Source organism: Pseudomonas sp. R4-35-07, from assembly GCF_003852235.1.
Classification (GTDB): domain Bacteria; phylum Pseudomonadota; class Gammaproteobacteria; order Pseudomonadales; family Pseudomonadaceae; genus Aquipseudomonas.
Map to the genome: position 1 here is coordinate 4,017,392 of NZ_CP027732.1, position 20,911 is coordinate 4,038,302.

Below are 20,911 nucleotides of genomic sequence, written 5' to 3' on the forward strand. Positions count from 1 at the left end.
GGCAAGCCCCCTCCCACATTTGATTTCCAGCGCTCTCAGGGGACTGGCATTACATCGATGCGATACGGCTCGAAGATCTTGAGCATCTGGCCATTATCCCGCAGCTGCTTGAGCAACCCGGCAAACGCAGGCCCGGTGATGGGGGCTTTGGGCCGCAGCAACGCGTAATGGTGATAGACCTGGTCGATGCGCTCCGACACCAGGAATGTCCCCGCCATCTCGGCATTGCGCACCATGAAGTCACTCAGGTACGAACGGGTGACCAAGGCGATATCAGCACGCCTGCGGGCGACCATCAGCAAGTTGCTGTCATGGGAGTACGTCAACGTTGCGTTGAAGTGCTCAGCCAGGTACTTGGGGTCGGGGTTGAAGTTCGCGAAGGCGTAGTGATAGCCGCTGAACACCGCCAGGCGTTTGCCGGCAAGGTCGCTGAAATAGCTTTGGTCGCGACCGGGCTCACGCTCGGCGACGAAGATTTCAGCGTCTTCCAGACCCATGTCGACGCTGGTATGGGCCACGTCTTTCCAGCCCCAGGACGGGTTTTCAAAGATCGCCATGTCGACCCGGCCTTGCTCGAAATCGCGAAAACGCCTGGGAATCGAAGTGGGCACCAGCACAAACTGATAGTCGCTTTGCACGGCGTTCAGCGCTTCGACCAATTGCGGCAGCAATCCGGTATCGGCGCCTTGCTCAGGGCGTACGGTATACGGCGGAAAATGCGCCGCGCCGATCCTCACCAACTGCGCGGCGCTGGCCTGCGTCCACCCTGCGGTACCCAATGCCCAAAATGTCAGTCCTGCAGCCAGCCGCCATGGCGAAAACATCTAGGCACACACCGTGAATTCTATGATGGCGATAAGCTAGGCGTTTTTCCCTGGGGAGACAACGTTCACCCGCAAATTAATAGCCGCACTTCAGTCCGCCTTGAGCACCATCAACAGCGCTTCGTCGGCCAGCTCTTCGAGGGTCAGACTGCCTTGGGTGCGGAACCACGTGGTGGTCCAGGATAACGCGCCGGTCAGGAAGCGCCGGGTGATGAACACGTCGCCCCTGATATAACCAGCGGCCTTGGCTTCGCCCAGTACCTGCAGCCAGATGTCCTCATACACATCACGCAGGGCCAGTACCTGGGCCTGACCGTCGGCAGACAACGAGCGCCATTCATACACCAGCACCGCCATCGCCTCACCGCTGCCGCCCATGATCGACTGCAATTCGCAGCGGATCAGCGCCAACACGCGCTCGCGCACCGTGCTCGTTGCTTCCAGCGCAGCCCGCACCATCGCGGTGTTGTAGAGGATGGTTTCTTCCATCACTGCGCGCAGGATCTCGTCCTTGCTCTTGAAGTGATGAAAGATGCTGCCGGACTGAATGCCCACCGCACCGGCCAGGTCGCGCACGGTGGTGCGCTCGAAGCCCTTGTTGCGAAACAGGTGCGCCGCGGTTTGCAGCAACTTGCCCCGAGCGCTCTCGGGGTCGGTCAATTGTCCAGCGTCGACCAGAGTGCGCATCACCCGCAAGGCTTGGGGGTCGTCCATGCTGCTGTCCCTCATGTCTACTATCGTCTTGGGCGGCAATTTAGGCCGTGGCCACCACCCAAGCAAGCGCTTGGGCAAAACTTGTGTACGGGGTTTACCAACCAGGCGAATCAGCCCCCTGGGCGGAACTACAAGGCCCGGCTACGCTCTATCCCCATCAGGACAGGAACAGTACGGGAACCTGCGCATGCCTCATTGGCTGATTATTGACCTTGAAGCCACCACGGATGACGGCGGCTGGCCCGTGACGGAGATGGAAGTCATCGAAATTGGCGCAAGCCTGGTCAACCGCCAGGGCCGCGAGCTGGATCACTTCCAGCGCTTCGTGCGCCCCCTGCGGCGGCCGCTGCTGACGCCTTTTTGCCGCCAATTGACCCATATCACCCAGGCCAATATCGACGCGGCAACGCCGATCACCGAGGTGTGGCCGCTATTCGAGCGCTGGCTGGGCCAGCATCAGGCGCGCCTGGAAGGCTGGGCCAGCTGGGGCGATTACGATCGCGTGCAACTGGAGCTGGAATGGCAACGCCATGGCCTGGCCAGCGCGCTCGGCCAGACGCCCCATGTCAACCTCAAGCAACGTTTCGCCAAGGCCCGGCGGCTGGACAAGCCCTTGGGGCTTAATGGCGCGCTGCAATTGGCGGGGATGCAGTTCAGTGGCCAGCAGCATCGGGCGCTGGAGGATGCGCGCAACACGGCACGCCTGCTGCCGCTGATTTTGCCGGTCTAGGCAGCTCCCCTGCCCTTGGGCATACTGGCTGACCTTTCCAGACCCTTTTTCCGAGGATTCACTCATGTTCAAAGTCAATGAATACTTCGACGGCACCGTCAAGTCGATCGCTTTCGGCACGGCGGAAGGCCCAGCGACCATCGGCGTGATGGCCCCGGGTGAATACGAGTTCGGCACCGACCAGCGTGAAATCATGCACGTCGTTTCCGGCGCGCTGATCGTCAAACTGCCTGACGCCGAGTGGGAAACCTTTGCCGCCGGCAGCCAGTTCAACGTCCCAGCCAAGAGCAAATTCCAGTTGAAGGTTGGCGTAGACACCGCTTACCTGTGCGAATACCGCAGCTGAACCTGACTCGGCGCAAAAAAATGCCCGTCTCCTGCGAGACGGGCATTTTTTATTCCAGCACCGTTACCGGCATCCCGACCTCCAATTGCCCGACCCCATCGTTGACCAGGTTCTGGCCGAACATCGCGCCCTTCTCGGTGCTGCGATAGGCCTGCAGGGTGGCGAACGGTTCGCGGTCCGGGCTGCGCTCGCCGGTCCGGGGGTCGACGGTCGTGAGAACGCAGCGTGAACAGGGCTTGACCACGCGAAACTCCACATCGCCAATGCGCAAGCGTTTCCAGCCATCCTCGGCAAAGGCCTCGCCGCCTTCGATCACCAGGTTGGGACGAAAGCGCAGCATTTCCATCGGCCGGCCGATTTGCGCGCACAAATCGTCCAGGGAAGCCTGGCCGATCAGCAGCAAGGGGTAGCCATCGGCAAACCCCACTTGATCGTCATCCCGGCCAAAACCGGCCTGGGTCGAGCGTGCACGCTCCAGGGGCATATGCACCAGGCGTGTGGGTTTGCCGATGAAGGCGCTGACCCAGGCCGCCGCTTCATCGCCCGCGTCCGGCACGCGCAGGGTGTCGTGCCAGATGGTCACACCGCGCAACGCATCGGCGCCGGGCAATGCCACGTCGAGCGTCCCATAGCCAGGCGAGCTCAGGGTCAGGCCGCCCGCCGCGTTCCACAGCGCGGTCAACTGGCTCATCTTCGCCACGGCGCGTTGCGTGAGGAAGCGCCCACTGGCTTCGTCCACCAGCATCCAGCGTCGATCCCCTGCCAGCCCGAGTTTATCCAGGCCACTCTGCTGCAAGGCCTCGGCCTTGCCGGATTTCAAGGGGTAACGGTACAACGCGCTGAGACGGAGCATGAGCCTGCATTCCTGGGGAACAAAGTGGCATACCCTAGTGTCACGCGGGCACTTCGTCCAGCATCAGTCGTTGACGCACCACATCCACCAGCTTGTCCGGCTGGAATTTGGAGAGGAAATTGTCACAGCCGACCTTCTTGACCATCGAGTCATTGAAGCTCCCCGACAGCGAGGTGTGCAGCACCACGTAGAGGCCACGCAGGCGCGGGTCATTGCGAATTTCGGTGGTGAGGCGGTAACCGTCCATCTCGGGCATTTCGGCGTCGGTGAAGATCATCAGCAGCTTGTCGGTCATCAGCTGGCCGGTGTCGGCCCAGGCCTTGAGCATGTTCAGGGCCTTGAGGCCGTCGCTGGCGATGTGCATCTTCACGCCCAACTGGCCCAGGGTGTCCTTCAACTGCGACAGCGCTACGTTGGAATCGTCCACCAGCAACACTTCACGGCCACGGGCGCGTTCCAGCACTGGGTCCTCGAGTTTTTCCCTGGAGACCTTGGCGTTATAGGGCACGATTTCCGCCAGGACTTTTTCCACATCGATAATTTCCACCAACTGGTCATCGACCTTGCTGATGGCGGTGAGATAGTGCTGGCGCCCGGCGCTGGCCGGCGGTGGCAGGATGGCTTCCCAATTCATGTTGACGATGCGGTCGACGCCGCCCACCAGGAACGCCTGCACCGAACGGTTGTACTCGGTGACGATAATGGTGCTGTTGGGCCCTGGCACCAGCGGGCGCATGCCGATGGCCTGGGACAAGTCGATCACCGGCAACGTCTGGCCACGCAGGTTGACCACGCCGCAGACGAAGGGATGGCGCTGAGGCATCAGGGTCAGCTTGGGCAGTTGCAGCACTTCCTGCACCTTGAACACGTTGATCGCGAACAGCTGCCGCCCGAACAGGCGGAACATGAGAATCTCCAGGCGATTCTCACCCACCAATTGCGTGCGTTGATCTACCGTGTCGAGAATGCCGGCCATTAAGAGCTCCTGGTGTGCACATGGGTTGCGCGCTGAGAGGGTGTGCAGTTCGTATAGGCAAGTTATCGGCGGCAAGCGCCAGACCTTGACCCCGGTAAAATGCCATGTAAATACATTGATGTCACACTGACATCATGCTTTACTGCATCAGCCCTGTCCTCGGGCTGTGTGGGCCTTGCACGACACTCCAATCGGCGTGCGGTTCCACGACGTAGGGGATTCCCCTATGCGCAATCAGGCCCGACCTGATATTCGCGATATCTAATAGCCATTAATGTGACGCCATTCTCATTGCATGAATGGAGTCAGGCTTTTGTTTGCCATCCCACGCCCTAGGCCCGCGAGCCTTCCAGGCACTCACGTATCGGCAACTGAAGTCGTGTCATCCCGCTCAACTGGGACTACGCACGACTTTCGTGAGCATTTCAATAAATGTCCTACTGAAATATCGGAATCAACCTACAAGCTCCAATCATATTTCAGCGCTAGTTTTAAGCCATTCACCCGGTGCGACATCTCATCACCCGAGCTTGAGTTGCGGAGACATGCATGATGAATAGCGCGAAAGAATGGCAAACGGCACTTCCCGAGTTTCTGCTGGAGGCCGAAATGCTGCTGATCAAGTCCCAAGAGTGCTTGAGCCACCTGCATTTGATCCGCAACGACAGCGACGCCATCGACTGCATGAAAACCAGCCTCGCCAAACTGGCTGAAAAGGCCGACAGCCTGGCGCTGCAGGCGATCAGCGAGTTCTCGCGGCACCTGCAGGACCTCATTGCCAACGCCGAGAACCCGATGCAATTGCATGACCAGGCACTCGATGCGTTACATGACTGCCTCACGCTGCTGGCCTGGCAATTGGAGCTGATCGACACGCGCACCGGCGAGTTGGCCCTGGACGAGACCGAGCAAACGTCGTTGATCGCGACGGTTACTTTGCAGATTCCGCAAAAGGATTTCCGGCATAAACCGCAGCAGCGGTTGCATCATGCGTCCTGAGTCCCAAGCATGTCGCCGACGATAGCTGACCTGTCCAAAAACGACCGATAACGGCGAGAAAGGCAGAAACATCAATTAGCCATCTACGCAATAACGATACAAACCAACTTTACTAATACAACTTTTTCAACTCTGGGATTACCCCCCAGAGTATTTGCGCGGGCCATAAACCAATCAGGCGACCAACGGTAACAGGGGTGGTACTATGCCCCCACTCGAAGTGACTCAACTTCATCATGGTTAAACACGATTCGGCAGCGTATTCCAAACAGAGCCCGGCCAACCGGTCTCCCCGCAGCGAACCTTCAGTGGCTCCATCCGCTATGTACGCCAACCTCAAGCCCCTTTTCTCAAGGTCTGTGTCGCGCAGCAACGCACGCCGCATCGTCCTTGCGCTGTGCCTGTGTTCGTTGTCGGTCAGCGTGTGGGCCTACGCGCATGCTTCGCCCTGGTCGCTGCTGATCCTGCTGGTCAACCTGGCCACGCTGGCGGTGGTGGGCCTGCACCAATGGCGTTCGCGCAAATCCATCAAGTTCCAGCCCCAGGAATTGGCGGACCGACTGTTACAGGTCCAGGAAAACGAACGCCATCGCCTCAGCCGCGAACTGCACGACGACATCGGCCAACTGCTGACCGCCGCCAAACTGCAAAGTGAATGGCTGCAGCGTCGCCTGCCGCCAGAGCTGCACGAGCACTGCACGGTGCTGTGCAATACCCTCGACGAAACCCTGGCCAAAGTGCGCGACGTGTCCGCCATTCTCAACCCGCGCCAGTTGGCCAGCCTTGGCCTGGAAGCCAGCTTGCGCGCGCACCTGCTCAAGACCCTGGAAAACACCTCGGTGTGCTGGAGCCTGGAATGCCAGCAACGCCTGACCGGTATTCCTGAAGAAATGGCCGTGGCGGCGTTTCGCATCACCCAGGAAGCCGTGACCAACATGCTCCGTCACGCCCAGGCACATAACCTGCGGGTGCGCCTGCGACGCCTGCCCGAAGGCTTGTCGCTGACGATCTGCGATGACGGCGAGGGCTTTTCGCCGGTTACCGACCCAGGCCTTGCAGGCCAACGCGGCATGGCCGGCATGGCCGAGCGGATAGACCAACTGGGCGGCACCTTGTCGGTCAGCAGTCAGCCAGGCCAAGGCACGCGGATCGACGCGCTTTTCCCCTGGGCGCCCCGCGCCCTCGAACGGGCCAGTTCCCCTAAGGGTTTCGAGTGACCTGCAATTTACTCCTGGTGGATGACCACGCGCTGATTCGCGCCGGCGTGCGTGCGCTGATCCTGGACATGCCCGGTTACGACGTAATCGGTGAAGCCAGCGATGGCGCGCAGGTGCTCGCGCAATTTCGCGCCCTGCAGCCGGATATCGTGCTGCTGGACCTGTCGATGAAACACACCAGCGGCCTGGATGCCTTGCAGGAACTCAAGGGCGCCTATCCCCTGAGCAAAGTGCTGATCCTGTCGATGCACACCGACCCCGACCTGATCATGCGCGCGCTGGAATCAGGTGCCCACGGCTACCTGCTCAAGGACATGACCGCCAACGAGCTGGAACACGCCCTGCGTGCCTTGCGCAACAACGAGCGCTACCTGAGCCCGGCGATCGCCCACACCGTGATCAATCAAGCACTGATCCGCAGCAACGGCCCTGCGACGCCCGCGCCCCATAGCCACAACCTGACGGCGCGCCAGTTGGAAATCCTGCGCCTGATCGTGCGCGGCAAGTCCACCCGGGAAATCGCCCACGGCCTGGGCCTGAGCATCAAGACGGTAGAAGCGCATCGCTCGCAGATCATGAAGCGCCTGCAGATTTTCGACGTGGCGGGCCTAGTGTTATTCGCTGTGCGCGAGCAGATCATCAGCCTGGACGACTAGGGGCGACCCCAGCGGCAGGTGCACGCGCAGGGCCTTGGGCAAGGCCTCGAAATGCAGATCATCGCCTTCCAGCGGCTCGCCATCGAGGTTGATGTACAAGCCCTGCGCCACCTTGATATTGACCCACGGCAGGCGTGCCCGCACGAACATGGTGTCCAGGCCCCAGCCATTGCTCATCAATTCGCGCAAGGTGCCGACCACCTCCTGGGGCGCCGGCAGGATGCTGATGTCCAGCAGGCCATCATCGGCCAGCGCACCCGGGCACAGCACATGCCCGCCCCCGGCCTGGCGCCCGTTGCCGATCCCGAGTGCGAGCAGCTCGCCTTTCCAATGGAAATCCGGGCCTTCCAGCTCACCGTAGGCAGCCTTCAATTCACTGAAGCGTGACAGACCGGTGAACAGGTAGGCGGCACCGCCGAGGATTTTCTTCAGGTCTTCGGAGGTGTTGGCGGTGACCTGGCTGCCGAAACCGCCGGTGGCCATGTTCAAGAATATCTGCCCGCCGACCTGGCCCAGGTCAATCGCTCTCGGTTCAACATCCAGCAACGCCAGGGCGCCAGCCGGCTCCAACGGCACGCCGGCGGCCTTGGCGAAGTCATTGGCTGTGCCCAGCGGCATCAGCACCAGGCTGGCATCGGTATTGGCGTGAGCCATGGCTTCGGCCACATCGCGCAGAGTGCCATCGCCACCGCCGGCGATGATGTGGGTGTAACCGTCGGCCAGGGCTTCATTGACCAGGCGCTGGGCATCGCCACCTTCCCAGGTCACCCGCACTGCCAGCTCCCAACCCTGCTCACGCCGGGCCAGCACGGCCGCGCGCACGTCCTCGTTGAGGGCTTGTTTGCCGTGGAGGATCAACAGGGCTCTGGCGGTGGTCATTTGGGGAACTCTCCTGGGTCAAAGTGCTTGCAGGATGTTGACCCTTGGGGATGAGGAAAAGTCTGTGGCAGGAGAAATTTGGCTGATGGATGGAGATCAACATGTGGGAGGGGGCTTGCTCCCGATAGCGGTGTGTCAGCTAAAGATTAAGCTGACTGATACACCGCCATCGGGGCATGGTATCTACACAACTTTGTAGCAGCAGCCTACGCTAACCACGATGCGAAGCGAGCCGCTCTTGATCTTGCTCTTGATCTTAGGCGCCCCGTTAAACCACGCTGGCCGGAATTCGACAGTGATTTGGGGGGTAAACCGGCAGGGATGCCGGTTTAGCCGCCCCGCGCCATGGATGGCGCGTGGCGGCGGCCCCCCAAATCAATGTCGGATTACGGGCACACCGAGCCTAGGCGAGGTGCCGAGTGGTGGGGCGAGGACTTTTTGGTTACTTTTGGGTCCTTCCAAAAGTGACACGCTGTAAAAGCGGAACCGCCAGCCGCCGTTACCATAGGAACGGATATGTACTCGTTCTGATCCAACATCCTGGTCGGCTGTCAGGCCGCCATCTGGGGCAAGCCCCCTCCCACATTTGAAACGCGGGGAGTCAGTTAGAGAGGCTTCGGCTCCCGAGCCGTCACAGGTTCAGGGCCATACCAAAGTTATGTGGATACCCAAGGCCATCGGGAGCAAGCCCCCTCCCACATTGCGCCCGGCGCTGATCAGCTTTTGTGCAACTTGCTCATCAACTGCGCCTCGGCCTGGGTCAACCCGCACGACTGGGTCAGCTCATCCACCGTCGCGCCCATGCCCACCAGCTTGGCCGCCTGGGCGAACGACAGGTTCGCGGGATCACGCTGCTCCAACTGCACCAACTTGTCCGGCAACGGCCCGAGAATCGCGCGCAGTTCATGCACTTCATCCCCAACCCGCACCGCACTCTGCTGGAAATGATCGACACGCTTGACCAGCTCCAGAATGCGCCGGTCACGCACCGCATCGCGCTCGGCCTGTTGCAAGGCCAACTCCCGTTGCTGGCGCACATAGCGCAGCACAAACGCCAAAGTCCCGGCCCACAACAGGGCCAGGACGATCACCGCCGCCTCAAGAAACAATCAAATGCTCTCCAGGTCCGACCACTCTTCTTCGCTCATCATTTTGTCCAGCTCAACCAGAATCAACAGCTCGTTGTTCTTGTTGCAGACGCCCTGGATAAACTTGGCGGATTCTTCGTTGCCCACGTTCGGCGCGGTTTCCACTTCCGATTGGCGCAGGTAGACCACTTCGGCCACGCTGTCGACCATGATCCCGACCACTTGCTTGTCGGCTTCGATGATGACGATGCGCGTGTTGTCGTTGACATCGGTCGGCGCCAGGCCGAAGCGCTGGCGCGTGTCGATCACCGTCACCACGTTGCCGCGCAGGTTGATGATGCCCAGCACATAGCTCGGCGCACCCGGTACCGGGGCGATCTCGGTGTAGCGCAGCACTTCCTGCACGCGCATCACGTTAATGCCGTAGGACTCGTTGTCCAGTTTGAAGGTCACCCATTGCAGGATCGGATCATCCAAACCTTGTGCGGACGCTGACTTGTTCATGCTTCTGACCCCTTCAAATGCCGCTATCGACGGCGTGTGTGCTAATGGGCCGCGCAACCGCACGACCTTTATTGTTCAATCAACTGCGTTTGTTCTGCGCCATTTCCTTGACCGCGCCACTGGCGATCAACTCGGCCAGTTCGGCGACGTCGAGCAACGCGCACATGTGTTCGATCACGGTGCCCGCCAGCCACGGCCGTTGGCCACGGTGGCTGCGCCATTTGATTTCGTTCGGGTCCAGGCGCAACGAGCGGCTGACTTGATGCACCGCCAGCCCCCACTCGTAGCCCTGCACGGAGATCACATACTGCAGGCCCTGGCGGAAGTCATCGCGGTAGCGGTCGGGCATCACCCAGCGCGCGGTGTCCAGCACCTTGAGATTGCCGGCCTGGCTGGGCAGGATGCCGAGGAACCACTCCGGTTGCCCGAACAACGGCGTCAGCTCCTGGCCTTCCAGGGAATAGATCGAGCCCAGGCACACCAGCGGCACCGCCAGGGTCAACCCGGCGACGTCGAACAGCAGGCATTCGAACGGCTCGGCGGCCCACGACGGGCGACCATCGCCGGTCACCGGCGGCGGCGTGATGCTCGGCGGCAGGTGCACTTCCACGATCGGCTCGACCACTACCGGCGCCACCACGTCAGGCGTGATTGGCACCACCAGCGGCGTCGCTTCGACGTGCGCATCGCGGGCTTGCTCTTCAAGCACCGCCAACTGGAACTCATCCAGCGCAGCGTCAGGCTCGACGGCCGGCTCCAGCACCAGGATCGGTTCCGGCAGCTCCTCGGCGGTCGCCTCCTGCAGCAAGGCATCCAGGTAGGATTCCAGCGCCAGTTGCGGCCGGGTCTTGAAGTCGAGGGGACGGTTCATCAGGCCACCTGCGCCACAAGCTGCTGGGACAGCAGGTGCTTGAGCAACGCCCGATAGGCCAGCACGCCACGGCTCTTGCCGTCGAATTGCGATGGCGTGAGCCCGGCGCGGCTGGCGTCACGCAGGCGCGTGTCTACCGGGATGTAGCCGTTCCAGATGGTGTCCGGATAGGCATCACGCAGTACGCGCAGGGTGCCAAGGGAGGCCTGGGTACGCCGGTCGAACAAGGTCGGCACGATGCTGTACGGCAAGGCCTGCTTGCGCGAACGGTTGATCATCGCCAGGGTGCTGACCATGCGTTCCAAGCCTTTGACGGCCAGGTGTTCGGTCTGTACCGGGATCACCAACTGCTGGCTGGCCGCCAAGGCGTTGACCATCAGCACGCCGAGCAAGGGCGGGCTGTCGATGATCGCGTAGTCGAAGTCCTGCCACAGTTGCGCCAGGGTCTTGGCGATCACCAGGCCCAGGCCGCTCTGGCCCGGCGACTGGCGCTCAAGGGTGGCCAGGGCGGTGCTGGACGGCAACAGCGAAATACTGTCGTTGCTGGTGGGCAGCAGCAGTTGCCCAGGCAAGTCGCCGGGCACGCTGCCCTTGTGCAGGAACAGGTCGTAGCAACTGTGTTCCAGCGCATCCGGGTCGTAGCCGAAATAGCTGGTCATGGAGCCGTGGGGGTCCAGGTCGACCACGACCACGCGCTTGCCCGCCTCGGCCAGCAAGCCGGCTAACGCGATGGACGTGGTGGTCTTGCCGACTCCACCCTTTTGATTGGCAACTGCCCAGACTCTCATTCGGTTGATTCCTCCCGGTGGGCACACGCGCGACCGAGACATTGCATAGGTTAGTGAGCCGGTGACGGAGAATTGACGGAGCTGGCCCGCACCAGCGGCTTTGCAGGGGCCGGTGCAGTTTGTGTGCCAGCGCGCCTCAACGCCGCATCCGGTGTTGCATTCGCCGTGCCGGTGCCGGTCAGGCTGCGGCGTACATCCAGGTTGCGCGACACCACCAGCACCACCCGCCGATTGCGCGCACGGCCTTCGAGCGTGGCGTTGTTGGCCACCGGCTGGAACTCGCCGTAGCCCACCGACGCCAGGCGCTGGGGGTTCACGCCCTGCATCGCGAGCATGCGCACGATGCTTGCCGCCCGGGCCGAAGACAGTTCCCAGTTGGTCGGGTACTGCGCCGTACTGATCGGCAGGTTGTCGGTAAAGCCTTCAACGTGAATCGGGTTTTCAAACGGCTTGAGGATCGCTGCCACCTTGTCGATGATGGTGAAAGCCTGGTCGCTCGGCAGTGCATCGGCGCTGGCGAACAACAGGCTGGAGTTCAGCTCGATCTCCACCCACAGTTCATTGCCGCGCACGGTCATCTGGTTGGAGCTGATCAGGTCGCCAAATGCGGCGCTGATATCGTCGGCAATGCTCTTGAGCGGGTCGCTGGTGCCGCCGACACCGGCGGCGGTCTCATCGCTGTCGTTGACCAACGGCTTGGCCGGGGTCACCGTCTTGGGTCGTTCATCGCCAATAGGAATTGGCTTGAGCGCGCGATCGGAGTCGGAAAACACCCCGATCAACGCTTCGGAAATAACCTTGTACTTGCCTTCGTTCACCGACGAGATCGAGTACATCACCACGAAAAACGCAAACAGCAAGGTGATGAAATCCGCGTAGGACACCAGCCAGCGTTCATGGTTGACGTGCTCTTCAGGCTCGCGACGGCGACGGCTCACTGACGACCTCCGCAAAACGAATCAACTGGTTCATGTGCATCAATCCATGAAGCCCTGGAGCTTCAATTCGATGGACCGCGGGTTCTCGCCCTCGGCGATCGACAGGATGCCTTCGAGCAGCATTTCGCGGTAACGGGACTGGCGCATGGCAATCGACTTGAGCTTGCTCGCCACCGGCAACAACACCAGGTTGGCGCTCGCCACACCGTAGATGGTGGCGACAAACGCCACGGCAATGCCGCTGCCCAGTTGCGAAGGGTCAGCCAGGTTGCCCATCACGTGGATCAGGCCCATTACCGCACCGATGATGCCAATGGTCGGCGCGTAGCCGCCCATGCTTTCAAAGACTTTGGCCGCGTTGATGTCGCGGCTTTCCTGGGTGTAGAAATCCACCTCGAGGATGCTGCGGATCGCCTCCGGCTCGGCGCCATCGACCAGCAGTTGCAGGCCTTTGCGGGCGTAGCTGTCGGGCTCGGCATCGGCAACGCTTTCCAGGCCCAGCAGGCCTTCCTTGCGGGCAGTGAGGCTCCAGTTGACCACGCGGTCGATGCCGCCTGGCAAGTCGACCCGTGGCGGGAAAATGATCCATATCAGGATCTGCATGGCGCGCTTGAACGAGCTCACCGGCGCCTGCAACAACGCCGCGCCCACGGTGCCGCCGATCACGATCAGCGCCGCCGGGCCGTTGGCCAGGGCGCCGAGGTGGCCGCCTTCGAGGTAGTTGCCGCCGATAATGGCGACAAACGCCAGGGTGATGCCGATCAGGCTCAAGACATCCATCAGAGGCAGGCCTCCACCAGATGCTTGCCAATGTCGTCCAGGCTGTAGACCGCGTCGGCCAGGTCAGCCTTGACGATCGCCATGGGCATGCCGTAGATCACGCAACTGGCTTCGTCCTGGGCCCAGATTGAACTGCCGCCCTGCTTGAGCAGGCGCGCGCCCTCACGGCCATCGGCGCCCATGCCGGTGAGCACCACCGCCAGAACTTTGTCACCGTAGGACTTGGCCGCCGAACCGAAGGTGATATCCACGCACGGCTTGTAGTTGAGGCGCTCGTCGCCCGGCAGGATTTTGATCGCGCCACGGCCATCCACCATCATCTGCTTGCCACCCGGGGCCAGCAGCGCCAGGCCAGGGCGCAGGATGTCGCCATCCTCGGCTTCCTTGACGCTGATGCGGCACAGCTTGTCCAGGCGCTCGGCAAAGGCCTTGGTGAACGCAGCGGGCATGTGCTGCACCAGCACGATCGGCGCCGGGAAGTTGGCCGGCAGTTGGGTCAATACACGCTGCAAGGCCACCGGCCCGCCGGTGGACGTACCGATCGCCACCAGTTTGTAGGCCTTGCGCTTGGGCGCGGGCGAATGGGCGCTGGGTGCAGCCGCGCGGGTAGGCGCTGTCGGCACGGGCCGAGCGACGGGTGCGGGCGCCGGGCGGCTGAACGATGATGTCGGCGCGGCCACGGGTGCAGGCGCAGGTGTCGGCGCGGGCGCGCTGAACAGACTGCGGCGGTTACTGCGCGAAATGCTGTGCACCTTCTCGCACAGCATCTGCTTGACCTTATCGGGGTTACGCGAGATGTCTTCGAAATTCTTCGGCAGGAAATCCACCGCGCCGGCATCCAGCGCATCCAGGGTGACCCGGGCGCCTTCATGTGTCAGCGAGGAGAACATCAACACCGGTGTGGGGCAGCGTTGCATGATGTGACGCACGGCCGTGATGCCATCCATCATCGGCATTTCGTAGTCCATGGTGATCACGTCCGGCTTCAACGCAATGGCTTGATCGATCGCCTCTTTGCCGTTGGTGGCCGTGCCGACTACCTGGATCGTTGGATCGGCGGAAAGAATCTCCGAGACGCGGCGGCGGAAGAAACCCGAATCGTCCACCACCAGGACCTTGACTACCATAAACACTCCGTTAGACGGGGCGGGCGCTACCGCCCTGCCCCGCCAGAATCAAATACGCCGTGCGGCGTAACGCTTGAGCATGCTCGGAACATCGAGAATCAACGCGATGCGACCGTCACCGGTGATGGTCGCGCCGGACATGCCGGGGGTCCCCTGCAGCATTTTGCCCAACGGCTTGATGACCACTTCTTCCTGGCCCACCAGTTGGTCGACCACAAAGCCGATGCGTTGGGTGCCCACCGACAGAATCACCACATGGCCTTCGCGCTGTTCTTCATGCTTGGCCGATGCCACCAGCCAGCGCTTGAGGTAGAACAGCGGCAGGGCCTTGTCACGCACGATCACCACTTCCTGGCCGTCCACCACGTTGGTGCGCGACAGGTCGAGGTGGAAGATCTCGTTGACGTTGACCAGCGGGAAGGCGAAGGCCTGGTTGCCCAGCATCACCATCAGGGTTGGCATGATCGCCAGGGTCAACGGCACCTTGATGACGATCTTCGAGCCCTGGCCCTTGGTCGAGTAGATATTGATCGAGCCATTGAGCTGGCTGATCTTGGTCTTCACCACGTCCATGCCGACGCCACGGCCGGACACGTCGGAGATCTCGGTCTTGGTCGAGAAGCCGGGGGCGAAGATCAGGTTGTAGCATTCGGTGTCGGTGAGGCGATCGGCGGCATCCTTGTCCATCACACCGCGCTTGACCGCGATATTGCGCAGAATCGCCGGGTCCATGCCTTTGCCGTCATCGGTGATCGACAGCAGGATATGGTCGCCCTCTTGTTCCGCCGCCAGGATCACCTTGCCGCCCCGCGATTTGCCCGAGGCTTCGCGTTCTTCCGGGGTTTCCACGCCGTGGTCGACGGCGTTGCGCACCAAGTGGACCAGCGGGTCGGCCAGGGCCTCGACGAGGTTCTTGTCGAGGTCGGTTTCTTCGCCCACCAGTTCCAGGTTGATTTCTTTCTTGAGCTGGCGCGCCAGGTCGCGCACCAGGCGCGGGAAACGGCCGAAGACTTTCTTGATCGGCTGCATCCGCGTTTTCATCACGGCGGTTTGCAGGTCGGCGGTGACCACATCGAGGTTCGACACGGCCTTCTGCATGGCTTCATCGCCACTGTTCAGGCCCAGGCGCACCAGGCGGTTACGCACCAGCACCAGCTCGCCGACCATGTTCATGATGTCGTCCAGGCGCGCAGTGTCTACGCGCACCGTGGTTTCGGCTTCAGTGGCAGGTTTATCGGCAACCGGCGCAGCGGCAGGACGCGCCGGAGCTGGCGCGGCAGCCGGTGCAGGCGCTGGCTTGGCGACCGGCGCTGCGGCTTTGGCGGCGGCAACCGGTGCGGCTGTAGCGACCGCTGCGGCGGCGGCCGGAGCCGGGGCCACTTCGGTGAACTTGCCTTTGCCGTGCAACTCGTCCAGCAAGGCTTCGAACTCGTTATCAGAAATCAGCCCGTCACCGGCAGGTGCTGCGCTGGCCGCCGGAGCGACGGCGGCAGTGGCAGCGACCTGCGGCAAGGCTTCGGCGACGAACGTGCCTTTGCCGTGCAGTTGGTCGAGCAGCGCCTCGAATTCGTCGTCGGTAATATCGGTACTGGCGTTAGCCGCCGGTGCCGGTGCCGCTGGCGCAGCCGCCGGTGCCACGGCGTCGGCCGCGAACTGGCCTTTGCCATGCAACTGGTCGAGCAGGGATTCAAATTCTGCGTCGGTAATGTCTTCGCTGGTCGGCGTGGCAACCGGCGCCGTTGCAGCCGGTGCTTCAGCCTCGGCCTTGACCGCATTGAGCGAGTCGAGCAGTTGCTCGAACTCGCTGTCGGTCACATCCGCCTCGGCTTCCACCACCGGCTCAGGCTCGGCTTGCACAGCCGGTGCTTGCGCAGCCGGTTCGGCCAGGCGCGCCAGGGCGGCCAGCAGTTCCGGAGTGGCGGCGGTGACCGGTGCACGTTCACGCACCTGGCTGAACATGGCGTTGACCGCATCCAGTGCTTCGAGAATCACGTCCATTAATTCCGAGTCAACCTGACGCTCACCCTTGCGCAGGATGTCGAACACGTTCTCGGCGATGTGACAGCACTCCACCAGCTCATGGAGCTGGAGGAAGCCGGCGCCCCCTTTTACAGTGTGAAAACCGCGAAAAATTGCATTGAGCAGGTTCGCATCATCCGGACGGCTTTCCAGCTCGACCAGTTGTTCGGACAGTTGCTCTAAAATTTCGCCGGCCTCTACAAGGAAATCCTGAAGGATTTCTTCATCGGCGCCGAAGCTCATGTGGGTGCTCCTTAGAAGCCTAAACTGGACAGCAAATCGTCTACGTCATCTTGACCGGATACGACGTCTTCACGTTTATCGGCATGAATCTGCGGACCTTCACCCTTGGCGAGGTGTTTTTGTGGATCTTTTTCCGAGAGGATCGCTTCGCGGTCATGTTCGATGCCGGCAAAACGGTCGACCTGGCCGGCCATCAGCACCAGTTTGAGCAGGTTGCTTTCCACTTCGGTGACCAGTTGGGTCACACGCTTGATCACTTGACCGGTGAGGTCCTGGTAATCCTGGGCAAGCAGAATGTCGTTGAGGTTGCCGGCCACCGTGCGGTTTTCCTGTTCGCTGCGCGACAGAAAACCGTCGACCCGACGCGCCAGTTCACGGAACTCTTCAGCCCCCACTTCGCGGCGCATGAAGCGGCCCCAGTCAACGCTCAAGGCCTGGGCTTCATTGGCCATGCCATTGACCAGAGGCGTGGCGTTTTCCACCAGGTCCATGGTGCGGTTGGCCGCTGCCTCGGTCAGCCTGACCACATAGGACAGGCGTTCGGTGGCATCGGTGATCTGGGAAATTTCTTCGGCCTGGGGCATACGCGGGTCAATCTGGAAATTGACGATCGCACTGTGCAGCTCACGCGTGAGCTTGCCCACTTCCTGGTACAGGCCGCGGTCACGGGTCTGGTTAAGCTCATGGATCAACTGCACCGCATCGCCGAACTGGCCCTTTTCAAGGCATTCGACCAACTGGTGAGCATGTTTTTTCAGGGTCGACTCAAAATCGCCCTGTGACGTTTCGTTATGGTCCATAGCTCCCCCGTGGCAGCATCAATGGCCGATGCGTTCGAAGATTTTTTCGATCTTCTCTTTCAAGGCCAATGCTGTGAATGGCTTGACCACATAGCCGTTTACCCCGGCTTGGGCGGCTTCGATGATCTGTTCACGCTTGGCTTCGGCGGTCACCATCAACACCGGCAGGCTGCGCAGTTTTTCATCGGCGCGCACATGGCGCAGCAAGTCGATACCGGTCATGCCGGGCATGTTCCAGTCGGTTACCAGAAAGTCGATGCTCCCGCTGTTGAGGATCGGAATCGCCGTAATGCCGTCATCCGCCTCGACCGTGTTAGTGAACCCAAGGTCACGCAACAGGTTTTTTATGATCCGCCGCATCGTTGAGAAGTCATCAACGATGAGGATTTTCATGTTCTTGTCCAATTCGACCTCCAAGCAGTCTTAAACGCGCCCAGCACCTGGACGCGCCACTTCAATCAACAGGCGTTACACAAAAAGGACTGCCCAGGGCACCACGGAGCGAACCCGCGAAGGCCGAAACCTTCGCGGTAGCGTCTGCAGTGTCCCCACACTGCCTGTCAGCGCGCGCGCCACTCTCCCAACCGCCCCCGCAAGCGGGCCGCGCACTGGCTATGCAACTGGCTGACACGCGATTCGCTGACCCCCAGGACCTCACCGATTTCCTTGAGGTTCAGCTCCTCGTCGTAGTACAGCGCCAACACCAGGCGCTCGCGCTCCGGCAAATTGGCAATGGCCTCCGCCAGCGCTCCCTGAAAACGTTCATCTTCCAGATCGCGCGACGGTTCCATATGCGCGCTCGCGCCGTCCTCGTGCAGCCCTTCGTGTTCGCCGTCCTGCAACAGGTCGTCGAAACTGAACAGGCGGCTGCCCAAGGTATCGTTCAAAATCCCGTAATAATCGTCGAGACTCAATTGGAGTTCGGCCGCAACTTCATGATCTTTAGCGTCACGACCGGTTTTTGCTTCAATTGCACGAATTGCGTCACTGACCATGCGCGTATTGCGGTGTACTGAACGCGGCGCCCAATCCCCTTTACGCACTTCATCGAGCATCGCGCCACGGATACGGATACCCGCATACGTCTCGAAACTCGCCCCTTTGCTCGCGTCGTATTTGGTCGACACTTCGAGCAGGCCGATCATCCCGGCCTGGATCAGGTCTTCCACCTGCACGCTGGCAGGCAAGCGCGCCAACAGGTGATAGGCAATGCGCTTGACCAGCGGCGCATAGCGCTCGATCAACTCGCCCTGGCTGTCACGGGCCGACTTTTTGTAAAGGTTGTAGCCGCTGGATGTCATAGCACAGGTCCCGCGCTCGTCTGATGCACCAATCGTTCGACAAAAAACTCCAGATGCCCCCGAGGGTTGGCAGGCAACGGCCAGGTATCGACCTTCTGGGCTATCGCCTTGAACGCCAGTGCGCACTTGGAACGAGGGAACGCTTCGTAGACCGCACGCTGCTTTTGCACGGCCTTGCGCACACACTCGTCATAGGGAACTGCGCCAACGTATTGTAAGGCGACATCGAGGAAACGATCCGTGACCTTGGTCAACTTGGCGAACAGGTTGCGCCCTTCCTGCGGACTCTGGGCCATGTTGGCCAGCACGCGGAAGCGGTTCATGCCGTAGTCACGGTTAAGCAGTTTGATCAGGGCGTAGGCGTCAGTGATCGAAGTGGGTTCGTCGCAGACCACCAGCAGCACTTCTTGCGCGGCGCGTACGAAGCTGACCACCGACTCGCCGATCCCGGCGGCGGTGTCGATCACCAGCACGTCGAGGTTGTCGCCGATATCGCTGAAGGCCTGGATCAGGCCGGCATGCTGCGCCGGGCTCAGGTGCACCATGCTCTGGGTGCCCGAGGCGGCCGGCACGATGCGGATACCACCGGGGCCCTGGAGCAGCACATCGCGCAGCTCACAGCGGCCTTCGATCACATCGGCGAGCGTGTGTTTGGGTGTCAGCCCCAGCAGAACGTCCACGTTCGCCAGGCCCAGGTCAGCATCCAGCAGCATGACGCGACGGCCAAGCTCTGCCAGGGCCAGGGACAAATTCACTGACACGTTAGTTTTGCCGACGCCACCTTTGCCGCCGGTCACCGCGATCACCTGTACGGGATGCATGCTGCCCATTTTATTTCTTTACCTTGTCTTGCTTAGACGCAGGCTACATGGCTTGGTCGCGTGTATCGCTTGCAGACCATCGATGTAGGTACATTTCACGGTGTTCATCCTGCCTTATCCCACCCGCTTTGCCGGGTTGTGATAAAGGTCGGCGAACATATCGGCCATCGCTTCCTCGCTAGGCTCGTCTTGCATTTGCACACTGACAGCACGGCTGACCAACTGATGACGGCGCGGCAGATGCAAATCATCCGGGATCCGCGGCCCGTCGGTCAGGTAGGCGACCGGTAATTCATGACTGATCGCCAGGCTCAGCACTTCGCCGAGGCTGGCGGTTTCATCCAGTTTGGTCAGGATGCAACCGGCCAGGCCGCAGCGTTTATAGCTGTGATAGGCAGCGGTAAGAACCTGTTTCTGGCTGGTGGTTGCAAGCACCAGGTAATTTTTCGACTTGATGCCGCGTCCGGCCAGGCTTTCAAGCTGCATGCGCAGGGCCGGGTCGCTGGCTTGCAGGCCGGCGGTATCGATCAACACCACGCGCTTGCGCAGCAGCGGGTCAAGGGCATTGGCCAGGGACTGGCCCGGGTCGACATGGGTCACCGGCACATTGAGGATACGGCCCAGGGTCTTGAGCTGTTCCTGGGCGCCGATGCGGTAGCTGTCCATGCTCACCAGCGCGATATTCGACGCGCCGTACTTGAGCACATAACGCGCGGCCAGCTTGGCCAGGGTGGTGGTCTTGCCCATGCCGGCAGGGCCGACCATGGCGATCACACCGCCCTCTTCCAGGGGTTCGATTTCCGGGGTGGCGATCATCCGCGCCAGGTGCGCCAGCAGCATGCGCCAGGCTTGGCGCGGCTCTTCGACTTCGGCGGTCAGCGCCAGCAGGTCGCGGGACAACGGCCCGGACAGGCCGATGCGCTGCAGCCGGCGCCACAGGTTGGCTTGTTGCGGCTTGCTGCCTTGCAGTTGGCTCCAGGCCAGCGAGCCCAGTTGCACTTCGAGCAGCTCGCGCAGGCCGTTGAGTTCAAAGCGCATCGAATCGAACACACGCTGGTCGACTGCGGCGGCCGGGGCTGGCGCTGCAGGACGTGGCGGCTCGACAAACGTAGGTTCCACCAGCGGCTCGGCGGCGGTCAGTGGCAGGCCGGCGAACAATTGGCGGTTGGTGGTGGCGTCGCTATCACCGCGCATGCTCAGTTCGGCCTGGGCCGAGACAATGCGCGAAGCGGTCTTGCGCAGCTCGTCTTCGAGCTCCATGTTCGGCACACGCGGAGCCAGGGCCTGGGGCGTGTAATCCAGGGCGGCCGTCAGCTCGACACCGCCGGCAATACGACGGTTACCGATAATCGCGGCATCGGCGCCCAGCTCATCGCGGACCAACTTCATGGCCTGACGCATATCGGCGGCGAAAAAACGCTTCACTTGCATAACCCA

23 protein-coding genes are annotated in these 20,911 nt (G+C 61.5%); 5 read left to right on the forward strand and 18 right to left on the reverse strand.

Going from position 1 to position 20,911, the window contains the following annotated elements; translation table 11 throughout:
* Positions 1-35: 35 nt before the first annotated feature.
* Both C4J89_RS18220 and C4J89_RS18225 read right to left on the reverse strand, forming a co-directional pair.
* Positions 36-824: an ABC transporter substrate-binding protein gene (locus C4J89_RS18220; protein ID WP_124363750.1), complete on the reverse strand. Its 789-nt coding sequence runs from the start codon at positions 822-824 to the stop codon at positions 36-38.
* Between the two features lie 90 nt (positions 825-914).
* A complete protein-coding gene (locus C4J89_RS18225) occupies positions 915-1,538 on the reverse strand; it encodes a TetR/AcrR family transcriptional regulator (RefSeq protein WP_124415228.1) in 624 nt (207 codons plus the stop codon).
* A gap of 187 nt (positions 1,539-1,725) precedes the next feature.
* On the opposite strand from C4J89_RS18225, the gene C4J89_RS18230 reads away from it, so the two are divergent.
* Positions 1,726-2,268: an exonuclease domain-containing protein gene (locus C4J89_RS18230; protein WP_124363752.1), complete on the forward strand. Its 543-nt coding sequence runs from the start codon at positions 1,726-1,728 to the stop codon at positions 2,266-2,268.
* 64 nt (positions 2,269-2,332) lie between these two features.
* Complete coding sequence (locus C4J89_RS18235; RefSeq protein WP_124415229.1) at positions 2,333-2,614, forward strand: pyrimidine/purine nucleoside phosphorylase; 282 nt, start codon at positions 2,333-2,335, stop codon at positions 2,612-2,614.
* A 49-nt stretch (positions 2,615-2,663) separates the two neighbouring features.
* On the opposite strand, the gene C4J89_RS18240 is transcribed toward C4J89_RS18235, so the two are convergent.
* Both C4J89_RS18240 and C4J89_RS18245 read right to left on the reverse strand, forming a co-directional pair.
* Positions 2,664-3,467, reverse strand: coding sequence for an MOSC domain-containing protein (locus C4J89_RS18240; protein WP_124415230.1), 804 nt, complete (start codon positions 3,465-3,467; stop codon positions 2,664-2,666).
* Positions 3,468-3,507: 40 nt separating this feature from the next.
* On the reverse strand, positions 3,508-4,443 hold the full coding sequence (locus tag C4J89_RS18245; RefSeq protein WP_124363755.1) for a chemotaxis protein CheV: 936 nt from the start codon (positions 4,441-4,443) through the stop codon (positions 3,508-3,510).
* A gap of 549 nt (positions 4,444-4,992) precedes the next feature.
* Between C4J89_RS18245 and C4J89_RS18250 the strand changes: the two genes are divergently transcribed.
* From C4J89_RS18250 to C4J89_RS18260, 3 genes are all read left to right on the forward strand, one after another.
* Entirely contained in the window at positions 4,993-5,442 is a 450-nt protein-coding gene (locus C4J89_RS18250; protein WP_177412752.1) for a hypothetical protein, read from the forward strand.
* Positions 5,443-5,765: 323 nt separating this feature from the next.
* On the forward strand, positions 5,766-6,659 hold the full coding sequence (locus C4J89_RS18255) for a sensor histidine kinase (RefSeq protein WP_124416049.1): 894 nt from the start codon (positions 5,766-5,768) through the stop codon (positions 6,657-6,659).
* Entirely contained in the window at positions 6,656-7,315 is a 660-nt protein-coding gene (locus C4J89_RS18260; protein WP_124415231.1) for a response regulator transcription factor, read from the forward strand. Before C4J89_RS18255 ends, C4J89_RS18260 begins: the two co-directional genes overlap by 4 nt.
* On the opposite strand, the gene yegS is transcribed toward C4J89_RS18260, so the two are convergent.
* From yegS to flhF, 14 genes are all read right to left on the reverse strand, one after another.
* On the reverse strand, positions 7,274-8,194 hold the full coding sequence (gene yegS, locus C4J89_RS18265; protein ID WP_124415232.1) for a lipid kinase YegS: 921 nt from the start codon (positions 8,192-8,194) through the stop codon (positions 7,274-7,276). The two genes, C4J89_RS18260 and yegS, sit on opposite strands and share 42 nt — an antisense overlap.
* A 716-nt stretch (positions 8,195-8,910) precedes the next feature.
* Positions 8,911-9,303: a DUF2802 domain-containing protein gene (locus tag C4J89_RS18275; RefSeq protein WP_124363758.1), complete on the reverse strand. Its 393-nt coding sequence runs from the start codon at positions 9,301-9,303 to the stop codon at positions 8,911-8,913.
* Positions 9,304-9,786 carry a chemotaxis protein CheW gene (locus C4J89_RS18280; RefSeq protein WP_124363759.1) on the reverse strand — a complete coding sequence of 161 codons (483 nt, stop codon included), beginning with the start codon at positions 9,784-9,786 and terminating at the stop codon, positions 9,304-9,306.
* A gap of 79 nt (positions 9,787-9,865) precedes the next feature.
* Entirely contained in the window at positions 9,866-10,657 is a 792-nt protein-coding gene (locus C4J89_RS18285; protein ID WP_124415233.1) for a CheW domain-containing protein, read from the reverse strand.
* Positions 10,657-11,445 (reverse strand): ParA family protein, encoded by a 789-nt coding sequence (locus tag C4J89_RS18290; protein ID WP_124415234.1) that lies wholly within the window; start codon positions 11,443-11,445, stop codon positions 10,657-10,659. Before C4J89_RS18290 ends, C4J89_RS18285 begins: the two co-directional genes overlap by 1 nt.
* A gap of 50 nt (positions 11,446-11,495) precedes the next feature.
* Positions 11,496-12,383, reverse strand: a complete 888-nt coding sequence (gene motD, locus C4J89_RS18295) for a flagellar motor protein MotD (RefSeq protein ID WP_124363762.1) — start codon at positions 12,381-12,383, stop codon at positions 11,496-11,498.
* 39 nt (positions 12,384-12,422) lie between these two features.
* Positions 12,423-13,163 carry a flagellar motor protein gene (locus C4J89_RS18300; protein WP_124363763.1) on the reverse strand — a complete coding sequence of 247 codons (741 nt, stop codon included), beginning with the start codon at positions 13,161-13,163 and terminating at the stop codon, positions 12,423-12,425.
* Positions 13,163-14,290 (reverse strand): chemotaxis response regulator protein-glutamate methylesterase, encoded by a 1,128-nt coding sequence (locus C4J89_RS18305; protein ID WP_124415235.1) that lies wholly within the window; start codon positions 14,288-14,290, stop codon positions 13,163-13,165. Before C4J89_RS18305 ends, C4J89_RS18300 begins: the two co-directional genes overlap by 1 nt.
* Positions 14,291-14,338: 48 nt before the next feature.
* The gene (locus tag C4J89_RS18310) at positions 14,339-16,552 is read right to left on the reverse strand and encodes a chemotaxis protein CheA (protein WP_124415236.1); all 2,214 of its coding nucleotides are present in this window, start codon (positions 16,550-16,552) and stop codon (positions 14,339-14,341) included.
* 11 nt (positions 16,553-16,563) lie between these two features.
* Entirely contained in the window at positions 16,564-17,352 is a 789-nt protein-coding gene (locus C4J89_RS18315) for a protein phosphatase CheZ (RefSeq protein ID WP_124367838.1), read from the reverse strand.
* Between the two features lie 18 nt (positions 17,353-17,370).
* Positions 17,371-17,745 carry a chemotaxis response regulator CheY gene (locus tag C4J89_RS18320; protein ID WP_005790040.1) on the reverse strand — a complete coding sequence of 125 codons (375 nt, stop codon included), beginning with the start codon at positions 17,743-17,745 and terminating at the stop codon, positions 17,371-17,373.
* A 167-nt stretch (positions 17,746-17,912) separates the two neighbouring features.
* Positions 17,913-18,653 carry an RNA polymerase sigma factor FliA gene (gene fliA, locus C4J89_RS18325; RefSeq protein WP_124359259.1) on the reverse strand — a complete coding sequence of 247 codons (741 nt, stop codon included), beginning with the start codon at positions 18,651-18,653 and terminating at the stop codon, positions 17,913-17,915.
* Positions 18,650-19,483: a flagellar synthesis regulator FleN gene (gene fleN, locus C4J89_RS18330; protein WP_003192912.1), complete on the reverse strand. Its 834-nt coding sequence runs from the start codon at positions 19,481-19,483 to the stop codon at positions 18,650-18,652. Before fleN ends, fliA begins: the two co-directional genes overlap by 4 nt.
* 105 nt (positions 19,484-19,588) lie before the next feature.
* Positions 19,589-20,905, reverse strand: a complete 1,317-nt coding sequence (gene flhF, locus C4J89_RS18335) for a flagellar biosynthesis protein FlhF (RefSeq protein ID WP_124363767.1) — start codon at positions 20,903-20,905, stop codon at positions 19,589-19,591.
* Positions 20,906-20,911: the final 6 nt, after the last annotated feature.